Annotated in this window: 13 protein-coding genes; 4 read left to right on the plus strand and 9 right to left on the minus strand. The window is 67.3% G+C overall.

The window, feature by feature from the left end; translation table 11 throughout:
* Nucleotides 1–56: 56 nt before the first annotated feature.
* Genes ACZ52D_RS04910 through ACZ52D_RS04925 form a run of 4 tightly spaced genes read right to left on the minus strand, consistent with a single transcriptional unit; the run spans nucleotide 57 to nucleotide 2,962 of the window.
* On the minus strand, nucleotides 57–662 hold the full coding sequence (locus ACZ52D_RS04910; protein WP_464442746.1) for a pyridoxamine 5'-phosphate oxidase family protein: 606 nt from the start codon (nucleotides 660–662) through the stop codon (nucleotides 57–59).
* Nucleotides 640–1,392: a lysophospholipid acyltransferase family protein gene (locus ACZ52D_RS04915; protein WP_222456301.1), complete on the minus strand. Its 753-nt coding sequence runs from the start codon at nucleotides 1,390–1,392 to the stop codon at nucleotides 640–642. The genes ACZ52D_RS04910 and ACZ52D_RS04915 overlap by 23 nt, the downstream gene beginning before the upstream one ends.
* On the minus strand, nucleotides 1,389–2,288 hold the full coding sequence (locus ACZ52D_RS04920) for a cell division protein FtsX (protein ID WP_222456302.1): 900 nt from the start codon (nucleotides 2,286–2,288) through the stop codon (nucleotides 1,389–1,391). Before ACZ52D_RS04920 ends, ACZ52D_RS04915 begins: the two co-directional genes overlap by 4 nt.
* Nucleotides 2,285–2,962 carry a cell division ATP-binding protein FtsE gene (locus ACZ52D_RS04925; protein WP_222456303.1) on the minus strand — a complete coding sequence of 226 codons (678 nt, stop codon included), beginning with the start codon at nucleotides 2,960–2,962 and terminating at the stop codon, nucleotides 2,285–2,287. Before ACZ52D_RS04925 ends, ACZ52D_RS04920 begins: the two co-directional genes overlap by 4 nt.
* Nucleotides 2,963–3,191: 229 nt before the next feature.
* Here ACZ52D_RS04925 and ACZ52D_RS04930 point away from each other — a divergent pair, with 229 nt between their 5' ends.
* Entirely contained in the window at nucleotides 3,192–4,196 is a 1,005-nt protein-coding gene (locus tag ACZ52D_RS04930; protein WP_464442747.1) for a zinc-ribbon domain-containing protein, read from the plus strand.
* A gap of 185 nt (nucleotides 4,197–4,381) precedes the next feature.
* Here ACZ52D_RS04930 and ACZ52D_RS04935 read toward each other — a convergent pair whose 3' ends face one another.
* From ACZ52D_RS04935 to argH, 5 genes are all read right to left on the minus strand, one after another.
* A complete protein-coding gene (locus ACZ52D_RS04935; RefSeq protein ID WP_464442748.1) occupies nucleotides 4,382–6,994 on the minus strand; it encodes a TIGR02302 family protein in 2,613 nt (870 codons plus the stop codon).
* Between the two features lie 68 nt (nucleotides 6,995–7,062).
* The gene (lysA, locus tag ACZ52D_RS04940) at nucleotides 7,063–8,328 is read right to left on the minus strand and encodes a diaminopimelate decarboxylase (RefSeq protein ID WP_464442749.1); all 1,266 of its coding nucleotides are present in this window, start codon (nucleotides 8,326–8,328) and stop codon (nucleotides 7,063–7,065) included.
* Between the two features lie 470 nt (nucleotides 8,329–8,798).
* Nucleotides 8,799–8,963, minus strand: coding sequence for a hypothetical protein (locus ACZ52D_RS04945; protein ID WP_464442750.1), 165 nt, complete (start codon nucleotides 8,961–8,963; stop codon nucleotides 8,799–8,801).
* Between the two features lie 91 nt (nucleotides 8,964–9,054).
* The gene (locus ACZ52D_RS04950; protein ID WP_222456309.1) at nucleotides 9,055–9,231 is read right to left on the minus strand and encodes a hypothetical protein; all 177 of its coding nucleotides are present in this window, start codon (nucleotides 9,229–9,231) and stop codon (nucleotides 9,055–9,057) included.
* A 36-nt stretch (nucleotides 9,232–9,267) separates the two neighbouring features.
* Nucleotides 9,268–10,662 carry an argininosuccinate lyase gene (argH, locus tag ACZ52D_RS04955; protein WP_222456310.1) on the minus strand — a complete coding sequence of 465 codons (1,395 nt, stop codon included), beginning with the start codon at nucleotides 10,660–10,662 and terminating at the stop codon, nucleotides 9,268–9,270.
* Nucleotides 10,663–10,684: 22 nt separating this feature from the next.
* On the opposite strand from argH, the gene ACZ52D_RS04960 reads away from it, so the two are divergent.
* The 3 genes from ACZ52D_RS04960 (at nucleotide 10,685) to ACZ52D_RS04970 (ending at nucleotide 12,732) form a co-directional block, all read left to right on the plus strand.
* Nucleotides 10,685–11,245, plus strand: coding sequence for a TlpA disulfide reductase family protein (locus ACZ52D_RS04960; RefSeq protein WP_464442751.1), 561 nt, complete (start codon nucleotides 10,685–10,687; stop codon nucleotides 11,243–11,245).
* 129 nt (nucleotides 11,246–11,374) lie between these two features.
* On the plus strand, nucleotides 11,375–11,716 hold the full coding sequence (locus ACZ52D_RS04965) for a hypothetical protein (RefSeq protein ID WP_222456312.1): 342 nt from the start codon (nucleotides 11,375–11,377) through the stop codon (nucleotides 11,714–11,716).
* A gap of 176 nt (nucleotides 11,717–11,892) precedes the next feature.
* Nucleotides 11,893–12,732, plus strand: a complete 840-nt coding sequence (locus ACZ52D_RS04970; RefSeq protein ID WP_222456313.1) for an EAL domain-containing protein — start codon at nucleotides 11,893–11,895, stop codon at nucleotides 12,730–12,732.
* Nucleotides 12,733–12,940: the final 208 nt, after the last annotated feature.

The raw sequence follows: 12,940 nt of genomic DNA on the forward strand, positions 1-12,940 counted from the left end.
ACGCGTCCGCTGGACAACTCCCGAAGCGGCTCTATTGGCCACGCCGCGTATAAGCGTTACCACATGGTCTTGGCCGCGCGGGCGTCCCAACCCGCGTCATAGGCGGCACCGCCCTCTTCTCCCGCGGTCTGCTCGGCCAGGATATCGCCCATCGTGGGCAGGCCTGCGCTCTCGTCCTGACCGCTCCATGTGCCCGCCCGCATCAGGGCGCGGGCGCATTGGCTGTAGATCTCGCCGATCTTGATGACGATCACCGTGGCGGGCAGCTTGCCGTTCTTCTCGAACCGCGCCCGCAGGTCCGCATCAGCGGTCAGCCGCGCCATGCCGTTGACCCGCACCACGTTGTTCGATCCCGGCACCAGGAACATCAGCGACACCCGCCCGTCCCGCAGGATGTTGCGCAAACTGTCCAGCCGGTTGTTGCCGCGCCAGTCCGGCAGCGCCAAGGTGGCGGGGTCAAGCTCAGCCACCACTGGCCCGTCATCGCCGCGCGGGCTGCCGTCGGTGCCCTCGGGGCCAACCGTGGACAGCACGCAGAGTTTCGACGCCATGATCCACTTGCGGTACAGCGGCGTCATCTGCCGGGCCACTTTACGTAAAGAAGGCGCTCCCGGTGTCCCGTAAAGCGCCTCCAGCTCGTCAATGCTGCTGAGATAATTCATGTGGTCCCTCAAACCCAGCTGCGGCCATCAACGCATCCGAGCGCCGTTCCACCTCATGCTCCAGCCGCGTCATGAAATCCGCCCGAGCGACGCCGGGCTGGATCGGCTCAAGGAACTCCACCACCGCCAGTCCCGGCTTGCGGTAGATCCCGGTGCGCGGCCAGAACACGCCGACATTCGTCGCCACCGGTACGCAAGGCTGGTTCAACCCCTCGTACAGCACCGCGGTGCCGATTTTGTAGGGTTTCTGCGCCCCCGGCGCGACGCGGGTGCCCTGCGGGTAGATCACCAGCTGCCCCGGCTCGCGGTTCTCGGCCGCGACATCGCGCACCATCTTGGTGATGGCGGCGCCGCGCTTGCCGCGGTTCACCGGCACGCAGCCCAGCCGCTTGGCATAGACGCCGATCACCGGCGTCCACATCAGCTCGCGCTTCATGATGAAGCGGGCCGAGGGCAGCGCGTTGAAAATGATCAGGATATCCAGAAAGCTCTGGTGCTTGGCGGCAACGATCACCTCGCCCTGCGGCACTTCTCCGCGCACCTCGGAGCGGATGCCGACCATCCAGGTGGCGGTCCACAGCACCCAGCGCGCATAGCTTTTGCAGGCCATCCGCGCGCCCTTGCGCGACACCGCCGCCCAGGGCGCAAACAGGATGCCCATCAGCAGCATCATCAGGTACATCTGCACGGTAAAGACCGCCGAACGCAGCCATTGGATCGCAAATTTCACGTAAGTTCCCCCAGACGTTTGGTGGCCGCGCGGGTGGTTGCGGCAAAGGCGACCAGCGCGCCGAGTGGCGGGATCGCCAGCGGTACCAGCCAGCCCCAGCCCTGGAACCCCAGACCGGTGAGGAAGCCGCCCTCATCCGAGGCTTCCGGCATCAGCCAGACCCCGATCATCCCCAGCAGCACGCCCACGGCCGCGCCGCTCAGCGCGCGCAGGGTGAACCGCCGGATGAAGGCCTGGGCGATATAGCTGTCGAGCGCGCCGACCAGCCGCAGGACCTCGATCACCTGGGCGTTGGCCGCCAGCGCCGCATTTGCGGCCAGCGTGATCATCGCGGCGGTGGCGCCGCCGATCAGAAGGATCGACACCCAGGCGAGACGCCGCAGCGAGCGTGCCGCGTCCACCAGCGGCTCGCGCCAGCGGGTGTGGTCGTCCAGCACCGCGCCGGGCACCTCGGCCTGCAGGCGCAGCCGCAGCCCGGTAGCGTCATAGCCGTTGCCATCCGCCGTCACCTCGATCAGCTGCGGCAGCGGCAGGCTGCCCGCGGGCAGGGTCGCGCCGAACCAGGGCGCCAGCAGGGCCGCCTGCTCTTCGCCGGACAGGGCGCGGGCGGTGGCCACCCCCGGCGTCTGGCGCAGGATCTCCAGCGCCGCCTCTGTCTGGGCCACGCGCTGCTCTGCCGGCGCGTTGATGCGCAGGGTAGCGGCACGGGCCAGCTCCTCGGCCCATTGGTCCGCCAGCCGCCCCGAGGCCATCGACAGCGCCAGTGCAAACACCGCCAGAAACGCCATGGCGCCGGATACGAACAGGGTCAGATGGGCGGTAAATCCGCTGGGCGGCACCACCCGGTTGGCCTGGGTATCGCCCAGCACCAGCTTGCGCAGCTTGCCCTCGGTCATAGGTCCGCCCCCGCCAGCTGCAACTGCCGGTTGGAAATCCGCAGCACCCGTGCCTGCACCTGGTTCTTGGCGGCACGGATCAGCGACAGGTCATGGGTGGCCACCAGGATCGTCTTGCCCATCCGGTTCAGCTCCACCAACAGCTGCAGCAGCCGCTGCGACATTTCCCAATCGACGTTGCCGGTGGGTTCATCGGCAATGATCACATCCGGCGACAGGATCACCGAGCGCGCCAGCGCCGCCCGCTGGCGTTCACCGCCCGACAGCTCCGGCGGCAGCGCATGGGCGCGCTCGCTGAGCCCGACCCAGTTCAAAAGCTCCCGCAGGTTCGCCTCCTCGTGGCTCAACTCGCGGCCCGAAACCAGCAACGGCAGGGCGATGTTCTCGATCACCGGCAAATGGTCCAGAAAGCGGCAATCCTGATGCACCACGCCAACCCGGCGGCGCAGATAGGCCATCTGGTCGCGGTCCAGTCCCTGCACGTCCATGTTGAAGGCTCGCACCCGCCCCGCGGTCGGGGTCAGCGCGCCGTAGCACAGTTTCAGAAGCGTGGTCTTGCCCGCGCCGGACGGGCCGGTCAGGAAATGGAACGACCCCGGCGCCAGCTGCACCGACACGGCATTCAGCAGCTCTCCGCCGCCGTAGTTGTAGCCTACGTTCTCCAGCTCGATCACGGCTGCCCCCTGGTTACGTCCCGCGTTCGGGACCCGGCTGTTTTGCCCCAAGGGGCACGCAGTTTCAATGGGGGCTCTGTTGCGCGGATACCGCCGCGCGGCGCAGGCCGGGCCAGCCCCCGTGATTGACCCTTTCACCGGCGCACGGGTGCACATATAATCCCTTGAAAAACAACCCGCCGCCCGCAGTTGCAACCGCGGCTGGCGGGATGGTGCCGAGGAGAGCATGATGCGCCTGACCTGCCCGAATTGCGCAGCCCAGTACGAAGTCCCGGAGGAGGTGATCCCGGCCGAAGGGCGCGATGTGCAATGTTCGAACTGCGGTGAAACCTGGTTCCAGGCCGCGGCCGCGCGGGCCGCGGAGCCGACGACCACAGACGCCGACAGCGCCGCTGCACCGCAGGAGACCGACGCGGAACACACTGCCCCGGCCGCTGCAAAGCAGCCGTCGCAGGAAGCGCCCTCCACGCCTGAGCCAGAGCCAAAGCCAGAGCCAGAGCCAGCGCCGAAACCGGCCGCCGCGCCGGTGTCCACCCCCGCCAGCTCCGATCCCCGCGAAGAGACCGAGGCCAGTGACGAGCCGACGTCCCGGCCGGACCCGGCTGTGCCCGCCGCGCCACAAGAGGTGGAAGAGGAGGACGAGGACACTGCGCCCATGCAGCCGGACGAGACCCCGCCGGTGCGCAGCCGCAGCCTGGACCCGGCCCTGTCCGAAATCCTGCGCGAAGAGGCCGAGCGCGAAGCTGCCCTGCGTGCCAAGGAGGCTGAAAGCCTCGAAAGCCAACCCGACCTCGGCCTGCAGGAACCCCGCCGCCCGGCACGCGCCGCCGAAACCGAGGACGCGCAACGCGGGCGCGAGGCCCGCGACCGCATGGCCCGGTTGCGCGGCGAGGATCCGCGGCTGGCCGCGGCTGCCGAAACCGGCAAGCGCCGCGAACTGCTGCCCGATATCGAGGAAATCAACTCCACCCTGCGCGCCAGCGGCGCCGACACCGCGCCGTCGGCATCACAATCCGATCCGCACCCGCCCGCGCCGCGGCGGCGGAGCGACTTTGCCCGCGGTTTCACCCTGTCGGTGGTGGCCGGATTGCTGCTGGTGCTGGTCTATGACAAGGCCACGGTGATCTCGGACACGCTGCCGCAGGTGGAACCGGCGCTCGACAGCTATGTCGCCTGGGTCGATCAGGCGCGGCTATGGCTGGATACCCAGGTGCGGGGCATGACCACGCAGTAACGCGGCACAGGGAAAAAGCCGCCCGCGTTTTCTGCCCAAGCGCGCCACCCTTCCGTCACCTTTGCTGGCCATCGCCTGTGGTCGCGGTCGAAAGACCGCGGGTTGCCCGGCTCGATGCGCTCTCCAAGTCGGTTTCTGCGCCCCTATCGACCCGGGCGGCTCCGCGATCGGAACGGGCCTCGCTATCAGAAGCGGTCCAGCAACCTTTGCAGGTAGCTGCGCTCCCGCTCGCTGCGCTCGCGTTCTCCGGCCCGGCGGCGGATGTCCTCCAACAGGTCCCAGGCGCGGCGATAGGCCTGCCCCTCGCCGACCTTGCCGCCATCATCGATGCCACCGTTGCTGCGCCCCAGCGGGTCGAGGCGCCCGCCTTCGGCTGTTGCCGAGGGCTGCCCCTGACCGTTGGGCTGGCCGTTCTGCTGCTGCTCGGCGAGCGCCTCGCCCATGCTGCGCATCCCTTCCCGCAAGGCTTCCATCGCCTCGGACTGGCGGTCGATCGCCTCGGCCCGGTCGCCGTCCCGCAGCGCCTGTTCGGCGCCCTCCATGGCCCGTCCGGCCCGATCCAGCGCCTCGCGCGCGGCCTCGCCAGCCTCGCCGCCCAGGTAGGGCAGCCCGTCGCGTTGACGCTGCAGCTGCTGGCGCAACGCCTGTTGGCGGTCCGCCAGTGAGCCGCCCTCGCCGCTGCGACCGCTGCGGCCATCGCTGCCCTGCCCGTCACGACCGCTGTCGGCGCCCTGTCCCCCCTGGCCACCCTGATGCTGCTGGCCACGTCCCAGGCCGCCGTCGCGGCCCTCGTTGCCCTGGCTTTCGCCGCTGCGGGCACCGGGGTTGAACTGTTCCTGCAGATCGCGGAAGGCCTGATCCGACAACCCCTGCTGCTCCCGCAGGGTTTCGCCCAGCCCCTCCATCGCTTCGCGGCCTTCGTTGCCGCCGCCCTGCCCCTGCTGCGAGCGCGTCATGCGCATGTTTTCCATCATCTGCTGGAACTCGCGCAGCGCTTGTTCCGCCTCGGCCATGCGGCCCTGCTCCATCAGCTCCTGGATGCGGTCCATCATCGCCTGCAGGTCATCCTGGCTGAGGGTCATCATGTCCTGGGGATTGCCACCCGGCGCGCCCATCTCACCCTCGGCCTCGGCCTGACGGCTGAGCTGGCGCAGATAGTCCTGGGTGGCCTCGCGCAACTCCTGCATCAGGCGGGCGATTTCCTGCTCGCTGGCGCCATCGCGCATCGCCTGGCTCAGCTGCTCCTGGGCGCGGCGCATCCGTTCCAGCGCATCGCCCACGTCGCCCTCCTCCAGCTGGATCGCCAGATCCCACAGCGCCGCCGCGATTTCCTCCTGCCGCTCCTCGGCTATGCTGCCCTGCACCGTGTGGGCCTCCAGCCGCCGCAGGATCATGCGCAGCCGCAGATAATCCCCATAGTCGCGAAAGACCCCTTCGGGCCGGTGCGACAGCGTGCGCAGCACCTGCGCCACCCGCGGCGCATTGGCGCGCGCCCACAACAGGTCGCGGCGCTGCTCGGCCACCGCCGCCGCCAGCGGATCAAAGAAGCGCCGCGTCACCAGCGGCGCGCCGAAACCTGCCGCCGCCGCGGATTGACCCGCTTCATCGACGACGGAAAATGTGAACACCACCGGCAGGTTGGCCCAGGGGTGTCGGGCAAAATCTTCGACCAGCTGCTCGGTGAATGCCTGCCGCGAGCCGGTGATCGGCAAGGGCAGATCCAGCACCAGTGGCGCACGCGGGTCGGGGTCGATGGCGAGCCCGTGGCGTCGCTCCACCGCGGCCAGGTCCAGGGTAATCCGCGCTTGGCCCGCTGCCACGCCGTAATCGTCCCGCGCCGAGAACGCCAAGGTGGTCACCCCGTCCTCCGCCAGCTGCGGCTGCCCTGCCGCCGCGATACGCGGCGGCTGATCCGGGATCATCTCGACCTGCCAACTGCGCCCGCCCGGACCGTTGATTTCCACGGACCCGCTGCGCGCCACGTTGAAGGTCGGCGCGGTGCCGTCCACCGCCGTCCCCTGGCCGCCATCCGCGCCGCCCGAGACGTCCTCGACCAGCGTCAACGCCCCGGTTTCCCCATAAAAGCGCAGCGTCAGGCGACTGCCCTGCGGCAGCGCCAGCACGCCTGCGGCCTGATCGTTCAGGTAAAGAACCGGCAACCGGGTGTAGGCCGGTGGCTCGGCCCAGCCTTCCCAGGCAGGGCCGGTCAAACCGGCGCTGCGACCGAGGCCCAGATCCCGCACCGTCGCCACCTGCCAGACCGAGCCGAACAGAAGCGCCACCGCCAGCATCAATGTCGCCATGTAGCGCAACGCGTAGGGGTCAGCGGCGGCAATGTTCAGATCCGGCTTGGCGGGACGCGCGGCGCGCGTCGCTTGGGCCATGCGGCGCTGGTGCGCCTGCCACAGCGCCGCCGAGGCCGCGTCATCGGCGCCACTTGCCTGCCGGTCCAGCAGCGCCGAAACCGGCCGCCCCGGCAGGGTTTCATCCAGTCGCGCCAGCGCAGCCTTGCGACCGGGCCAGCGAAACCGCCACAATCCCCAGCCCAGGGCGACAGCGCCAGCCAGCAGCGCCACTGCTGCCGCGCCCCAGACCAGCTCCGCCGCGAACCACTGGTGCACTCCCAGCATCAGCGTTGCCAGCACCACCATCAGCACCGATGCCAGCGGCCAGAAGGCACGCAAGCCCCGCTCCGCCACCATCCCCGCCTGCGTCAGCCGCAGCGGCGAGCGCAGGTGGCTCAGCTCCGGTTGCGGCGGGCTGTTGCGGGTCTGGTTGCCGTGACGGTCACTTGGCATGCGGGCCTCATCTGCAGGTGGCCCGCGCAGGGTCGCGCCAGTTCAGGCCCGGCCACAGCGGACCGGGCTCAGAGCCACTGGGGGATGGTATCGCGGTTTATCATTTCGTCAAAGGTGGGACGCGCGCGAATAACCGCGAATTGATCTTCATGCACCAGCACTTCGGGGATCAACGGGCGCGAGTTGTACTCGCTGGCCATCACCGCGCCATAGGCGCCGGCGCTGCGAAAGGCGACCAGATCGCCCGCCGCCAGCGGCGGCATGTTGCGCTGCTTGGCAAAGGTGTCGCCTGTCTCGCAGACCGGGCCGACGATGTCATAGGGCTGCTGCTCGACGCCTGCCGCCGCTTCCTGCACCGGCACGATGTCGTGATGGGCTTCATACATCGCCGGGCGGATCAGGTCGTTCATGGCGCCGTCAATGATCAGGAAATCGCGACCCTGGCCGGATTTCACGTAGATCACCTTGGAGACCAGCAGCCCCGCGTTGCCGGTAATCAACCGCCCCGGCTCGATTTCCAGCTCGCAGCCAAGGTGGCCCAGCGTCTCCTTGACCATCTGCCCGTATTCCACCGGCAGCGGCGGCGCGGTGTTGGAGCGCTCGTAAGGAATGCCAAGGCCGCCGCCCAGGTCCAGACGGCGGATGTCGTGGCCATCGGCGCGCAGGGTTTCGGTCAGCTCGGCGACCTTCTGATAGGCCAGCCGGAACGGCTCCAGCTCGGTCAGCTGCGAGCCGATGTGGACATCGATCCCCACTACGTCCAGCCCCGGCAGGGCGGCGGCGCGGGCATAGACCTCGCGGGCGCGGGCAATCGGGATGCCGAACTTGTTCTCGGATTTGCCGGTGGCGATCTTGGCATGGGTCTTGGCGTCGACATCCGGGTTCACCCGAATGGTGATCGGTGCCACCACGCCCAGCTCCTGCGCCACCGCGTTGATCACTTCCATTTCCGGCTCAGACTCGACGTTGAACTGGCGTATGCCGCCGCTCAGCGCGACGCGGATCTCCTCTGCCGTCTTGCCGACGCCGGAAAACACGATCCTGTCGCCCGGCACGCCCGCGGCCTTGGCCCGCAGGTATTCGCCCTGGCTCACCACGTCCATGCCCGCGCCCGCCTGCGCCAGCGTCTTCAGGATAGCCTGGTTGGAGGCCGCCTTCATCGCATAGCAGACCAGGTGGTCGGTGCCTTCCAACGCCTCGTCGAACAGGCGGAAATGGCGCAACAGGGTTGCCGTGGAATAGACATAGAACGGAGTGCCCACCGCCGCGGCGATCTCGGAGATGGGAACGTCTTCGGCGTAAAGCGCGCCGTCGCGGTAGAGAAAATGATCCATGCCCCGCGTTTAGGGCAAAACGGGCTGGCGGATCAATTGAATTCCCGCGCAACCCGCCGCGCCGACGCCTGCGGCAGGCGTTGGTTTTTTGAGTATTTGAGGAAAGATGAAAACGCCGCCGCGCGCTTCATCTTTCTCCAAATACTCACTGCGCGGGGCTATCATCAGGCGCGCCGTTGCGGCGGCAGCGCACGCCCCTCTCACCCGATGTTAAAAGCGGTTGTGCCATTGTGTCCCGGATCGCGATCATGTGCCGGGGCTGACACCCCCGGCCGCTAGGAACAGGGCCCCGTGGCAGGGGCACGCAGAGACAACGTTCAGCGTGCGGGCGGATACGCCCGTCCCGCCTCCGCCATCGTGGCGGCGCCGCCATTCCCAACCGTTGCGCGCTTTCCCCGGATTTCCGCAACGGATCGAGCCGACCACATCGACGGCGTCTTCGCTGACCCGGCGCCCCTCGGCGGACCGGTTCAGAAGCTGTGCGATACCCCTATCCGCGCATACCCCGAAACCGACACCCCGCTGGTGGGAGCGGGCTTCTGCGACGCCGCGGCGCGGTCTCCGGAGGCGCCGGTATCACAGGCGGCCATCATCGTGGTTGCGGCCAGTGCCAGCGCCAAAAGTGCAGATTTCATCGCGACGTCTCCAAGAAAAAACCGTCCGGACATCGGCCCGGACGGTTTTGGAGGTGGGGCGTGATACGCCGCCGATCAAGGGGGCGTGCGCTCAGAACCCAAGGGCCACGTGCAGCGGACCTTTGCTGAGGCCAACCGCGCCGCCGACATGAACACCGCCACTGCCGATACCGACCCCGGCATTCAGCGACGGCTGCACCGGCTCGCCATCGACACCGCAGGCGCACAGCATCGCCAGCCCCAGCACCGCAATAATCCTGTTCCGCATGTTCTGCCTCCTTGCAGCTGCGCGGGTGGCCGGGCCTCAGCCCTCCAGCATCTCTTTCCACCGGGCCACCTGCGCGCGCACCTGCGCCGGGGCGGTGCCACCGTAAGACATGCGCGAGTTGACCGAATTTTCGACCCCGAGCACCGAGAAGACATCCTCGGTGATGCCGTCGTGTACGCCCTGCATATCCTCCAGGCTCAGATCCGGCAAATCGCACCCGCGGCTTTCCGCCATGGCAACCAGCGTTCCGGTGACATGGTGGGCGTCGCGGAACGGCACCTTGAGCACCCGCACCAGCCAGTCGGCGAGATCGGTGGCGGTGGAGAAGCCGGAGCCCGCCGCCGCCGCCAGCGCCTCGCGGTTGGCGCTCATGTCCTTGACCATGCCTTCCATCGCCGCCAGCGCCAGCATCCAGTTGTCAGCCGCGTCGAACACCTGTTCCTTGTCTTCCTGCATGTCCTTGGAATAGGCCAAGGGCAGGCCCTTCATCACCATCATCAGCGCGGTGTTGGCGCCAAAGATCCGGCCCACCTTGGCGCGGATCAGCTCGGCGGCATCCGGGTTCTTCTTCTGCGGCATGATCGAAGAGCCGGTGGAGAAACGATCCGACAGGGTGACAAACCGGAACTGCGCCGAGGACCAGATCACCAGCTCTTCGGCAAAGCGGCTGAGGTGCATGGCGCAGATCGACGCCACCGAGAGGAACTCCAGCGCGAAGTCGCGGTCAGACACCGCATCGAGCGAGTTGGCGGTCGGCCGGTCAAAGCCCAGCGCGCTTGCGGTCATCTCCCGGTCGATCGGGAAGGAGGTGCCTGCCAATGCCGCCGAGCCCAGGGGTGATTCGTTCATCCGGACGCGAGCATCGCGCACACGGGACAGATCGCGGCCGAACATCTCGACATAGGCCATCATGTGGTGGCCCCAGGTCACCGGCTGCGCGGTCTGCAGGTGGGTGAAGCCCGGCATCACCCAATCGGCCCCCGCCTCGGCCTGCGACAGAAGCGCGCGGATCAGCGCCAGCAGGCCCGATTCCGCCGCGTCCAGCTGGTCACGCACCCAGAGTTTGAAATCGGTCGCCACCTGGTCATTGCGGCTGCGGCCGGTGTGCAGACGGCCCGCAGGCTCGCCGATGATCTCTTTCAGGCGGGCCTCCACATTCATGTGGATGTCCTCAAGCGCGGTGGAAAACTGGAAAGTTCCGCCCTCGATCTCTGACAAAACGGTGAGCAGCCCTTCCCGAATGGCCTCGGCATCATTATCCGTAATGACACCTGTGGCGGCGAGCATCGCCGCATGGGCCCTGGAGCCGGCAATGTCCTGCGCCGCCATCCGCTTGTCGAACCCGATCGAGGCGTTGATCGCCTCCATGATCGCGTCCGGGCCAGCGGCAAAGCGGCCGCCCCACATCTGGTTCGAGGATTGATCTGTCATGGTGTGGAACCCCGGAGATAATATGCGTCTGTTTCGTCAGCTTTCCCTTTATATGGCCCTTGCCTTGGGTGCAAATGCGGCCTTTGCCGCCGAGCCGGCGCAGCTGGAGGCGCTGCGCGACGGTTCCATGAAGAAACTTGTGGTGCACGCCGAGCCAAAGCCGGTCTCGGACACCGCCTTCCACCTCGCGGATGAGGCCGGGATGACCAGCCTCGAAGACTACCGCGGCAAGGTGGTGCTGGTGAACTTCTGGGCCACATGGTGCGCGCCCTGCCGCAAGGAAATGCCGCAGCTGGCGGAACTTCAGGCGGAGTTCGGCGGCGAGGATTTCGAGGTTCTGACCATCGCCACGGGCCGCAACTCGGCGGTGGGGATCCAGAAATTCTTTGATGAAACCGGCATCGACAACCTGCCCCGCCATCAGGATCCGAAACAGGCGCTGGCCCGCGAGATGGCGGTGATCGGCCTGCCGATCACCGTGCTGCTGGACCGTGACGGGCAGGAGGTTGCCCGGCTGCTGGGCGATGCCGAGTGGAACTCGGAGAGCGCCAAGGCGATCATTCGGGCGATGATCGACAGCTAGGGTTCTGCCCCGGGCCCGCCTTCCCTGCCTGATGGACGTTAGCCGGGCTGTGCCCTGACCCGGCCGACAACTGCACTATCTCTATTCCATGGAGGCCGCCGCTGTGCGGCGCGAATGGGAGAACGAGATATGAAACCTGTCGTGTTACTGATCGGCAAGTTGCCACATGTGATCGGCGATGTGGCCAGGCAGCTGGACCATCTGCCGATTCACTGGCTGGGCGCGCATGACCAGCCCGAGGTGGTGCGCCAGCTCGAGAGCGAGCCGCGCATCGCCTGCGTCATCATGGGCGCGGGGCTGGATGACCGCATCCGCGGCGACCTTATTGGCATCATCGCCGCGCTCCGGCCCGATGTCTGCATACACCTCAAGGACCGCGCCTCGGGCTCGGAAGGGTTGGTGCCCTTTGTCGAACGGGTGGTGCGGATGCAGCTGCTGTCGCCACCGCAGCACATGGCAGTGGCGGTCTGAGCCAGCGCCCGAACCGGACGTCGCCTCAGCCCCCTGCAGCGGCCTGAAACGGGTCTTGGGGGCGCGGCATCCGGTTCATTCAAATGCGATCTTTAATCCCGCATCAACCCTTTTGCCCGATGCTGCGGCAAGCATCATACTGTGTTACACCTTTGCCGGAATGGGGCCGCAGCAGAATGAGAAAGAAACACGGCAAGGCCGTATTGCCCGAAGGGGCGGAAAACCCGCTCAGCGCCGCTGTCGCGGGGCGCGATCAGTCCACGCTCGACATGGTGGCCGAGGCGATCAAGCACGACCAGACGGTGCTGGCCTATCAGCCGATCATGCAGGCGCTGGAGCCGCATGGGGTGGCCTTCTACGAGGGCTACATCCGGGTGCTGGACGCCACCGGCCGGGTCATCCCGGCCCGCGAATTCATGCATGTGGTCGAGGACAAGGAACTGGGCCGCGAGCTGGATTGCCTTGCGCTGCAACACGGCCTGCGGGCGCTGGAACAATTTCCCCAGATCCGTCTGTCGGTCAACATGTCGGCACGCTCCATCGGCTACCAGCGCTGGACGCGGGTTCTGGAACGTTTCCTGAAACGCGACGAGACCCTCGGTGAACGGCTGCTGCTGGAAATCAGCGAGGCCTCGGCCATGGCCGCGCCGGAACTGGTCACCGATTTCATGGGCCGGATGCAGCCGCATGGCATTGCCTTCGCCCTGGATAATTTTGGCGCCAGCACCACCGCCATCGGCCATTTCCGCCAGTTCTTCTTTGACGCGGTCAAGATCGACGGCCAGTTCGTGCGCGGCGTGCACGCCAATCACGACAATCAGGCCGTGGTCCGCGCGCTGGTCGGCATCGCCAAGCAGTTCGACATGTTCTGCGTCGCGGAATCGGTGGAGACCCAGGCCGATGCGGAGTTTCTAGTCTCCAACGGCGTCGACTGCCTGCAAGGCTACCTGTTCGGCGCCCCCTCCGTGTCGCCCTCCTGGATCGACGACATGAAGCACCGCCAACAGGCCGGCTGATTTCTTCGCGCCCGCCGCGCGCGACGTCGGCCGGGGCGATCCCGGTCCCGACAGCCCGCGCGGCGGCGCTTGCTGCATTGCAGCGTCAAGACAGACTTTTTCGAAAACTCCGCAGAATCCTGCTGCATCGACCTGCGCTGACGGTTGACTCGGCGCCTGCCCCTGGGACACCCTGTCAATTGCTGCACGTGCAGCAATAGATTAAGCC

It is taken from the genome of Leisingera sp. S2M4 (genome assembly GCF_055398055.1).

Coding starts and splice junctions, on each gene's coding strand:
- ACZ52D_RS04910 (WP_464442746.1), bottom strand. CDS start 662: ATGAATTATCTCAGCAGCATTGACGAGCTGGAGGCGCTTTACGGGACA.
- ACZ52D_RS04920 (WP_222456302.1), bottom strand. CDS start 2,288: ATGACCGAGGGCAAGCTGCGCAAGCTGGTGCTGGGCGATACCCAGGCC.
- ACZ52D_RS04930 (WP_464442747.1), top strand. CDS start 3,192: ATGCGCCTGACCTGCCCGAATTGCGCAGCCCAGTACGAAGTCCCGGAG.
- ACZ52D_RS04935 (WP_464442748.1), bottom strand. CDS start 6,994: ATGCCAAGTGACCGTCACGGCAACCAGACCCGCAACAGCCCGCCGCAA.
- lysA (WP_464442749.1), bottom strand. CDS start 8,328: ATGGATCATTTTCTCTACCGCGACGGCGCGCTTTACGCCGAAGACGTT.
- ACZ52D_RS04945 (WP_464442750.1), bottom strand. CDS start 8,963: ATGAAATCTGCACTTTTGGCGCTGGCACTGGCCGCAACCACGATGATG.
- ACZ52D_RS04950 (WP_222456309.1), bottom strand. CDS start 9,231: ATGCGGAACAGGATTATTGCGGTGCTGGGGCTGGCGATGCTGTGCGCC.
- argH (WP_222456310.1), bottom strand. CDS start 10,662: ATGACAGATCAATCCTCGAACCAGATGTGGGGCGGCCGCTTTGCCGCT.
- ACZ52D_RS04960 (WP_464442751.1), top strand. CDS start 10,685: ATGCGTCTGTTTCGTCAGCTTTCCCTTTATATGGCCCTTGCCTTGGGT.
- ACZ52D_RS04965 (WP_222456312.1), top strand. CDS start 11,375: ATGAAACCTGTCGTGTTACTGATCGGCAAGTTGCCACATGTGATCGGC.
- ACZ52D_RS04970 (WP_222456313.1), top strand. CDS start 11,893: ATGAGAAAGAAACACGGCAAGGCCGTATTGCCCGAAGGGGCGGAAAAC.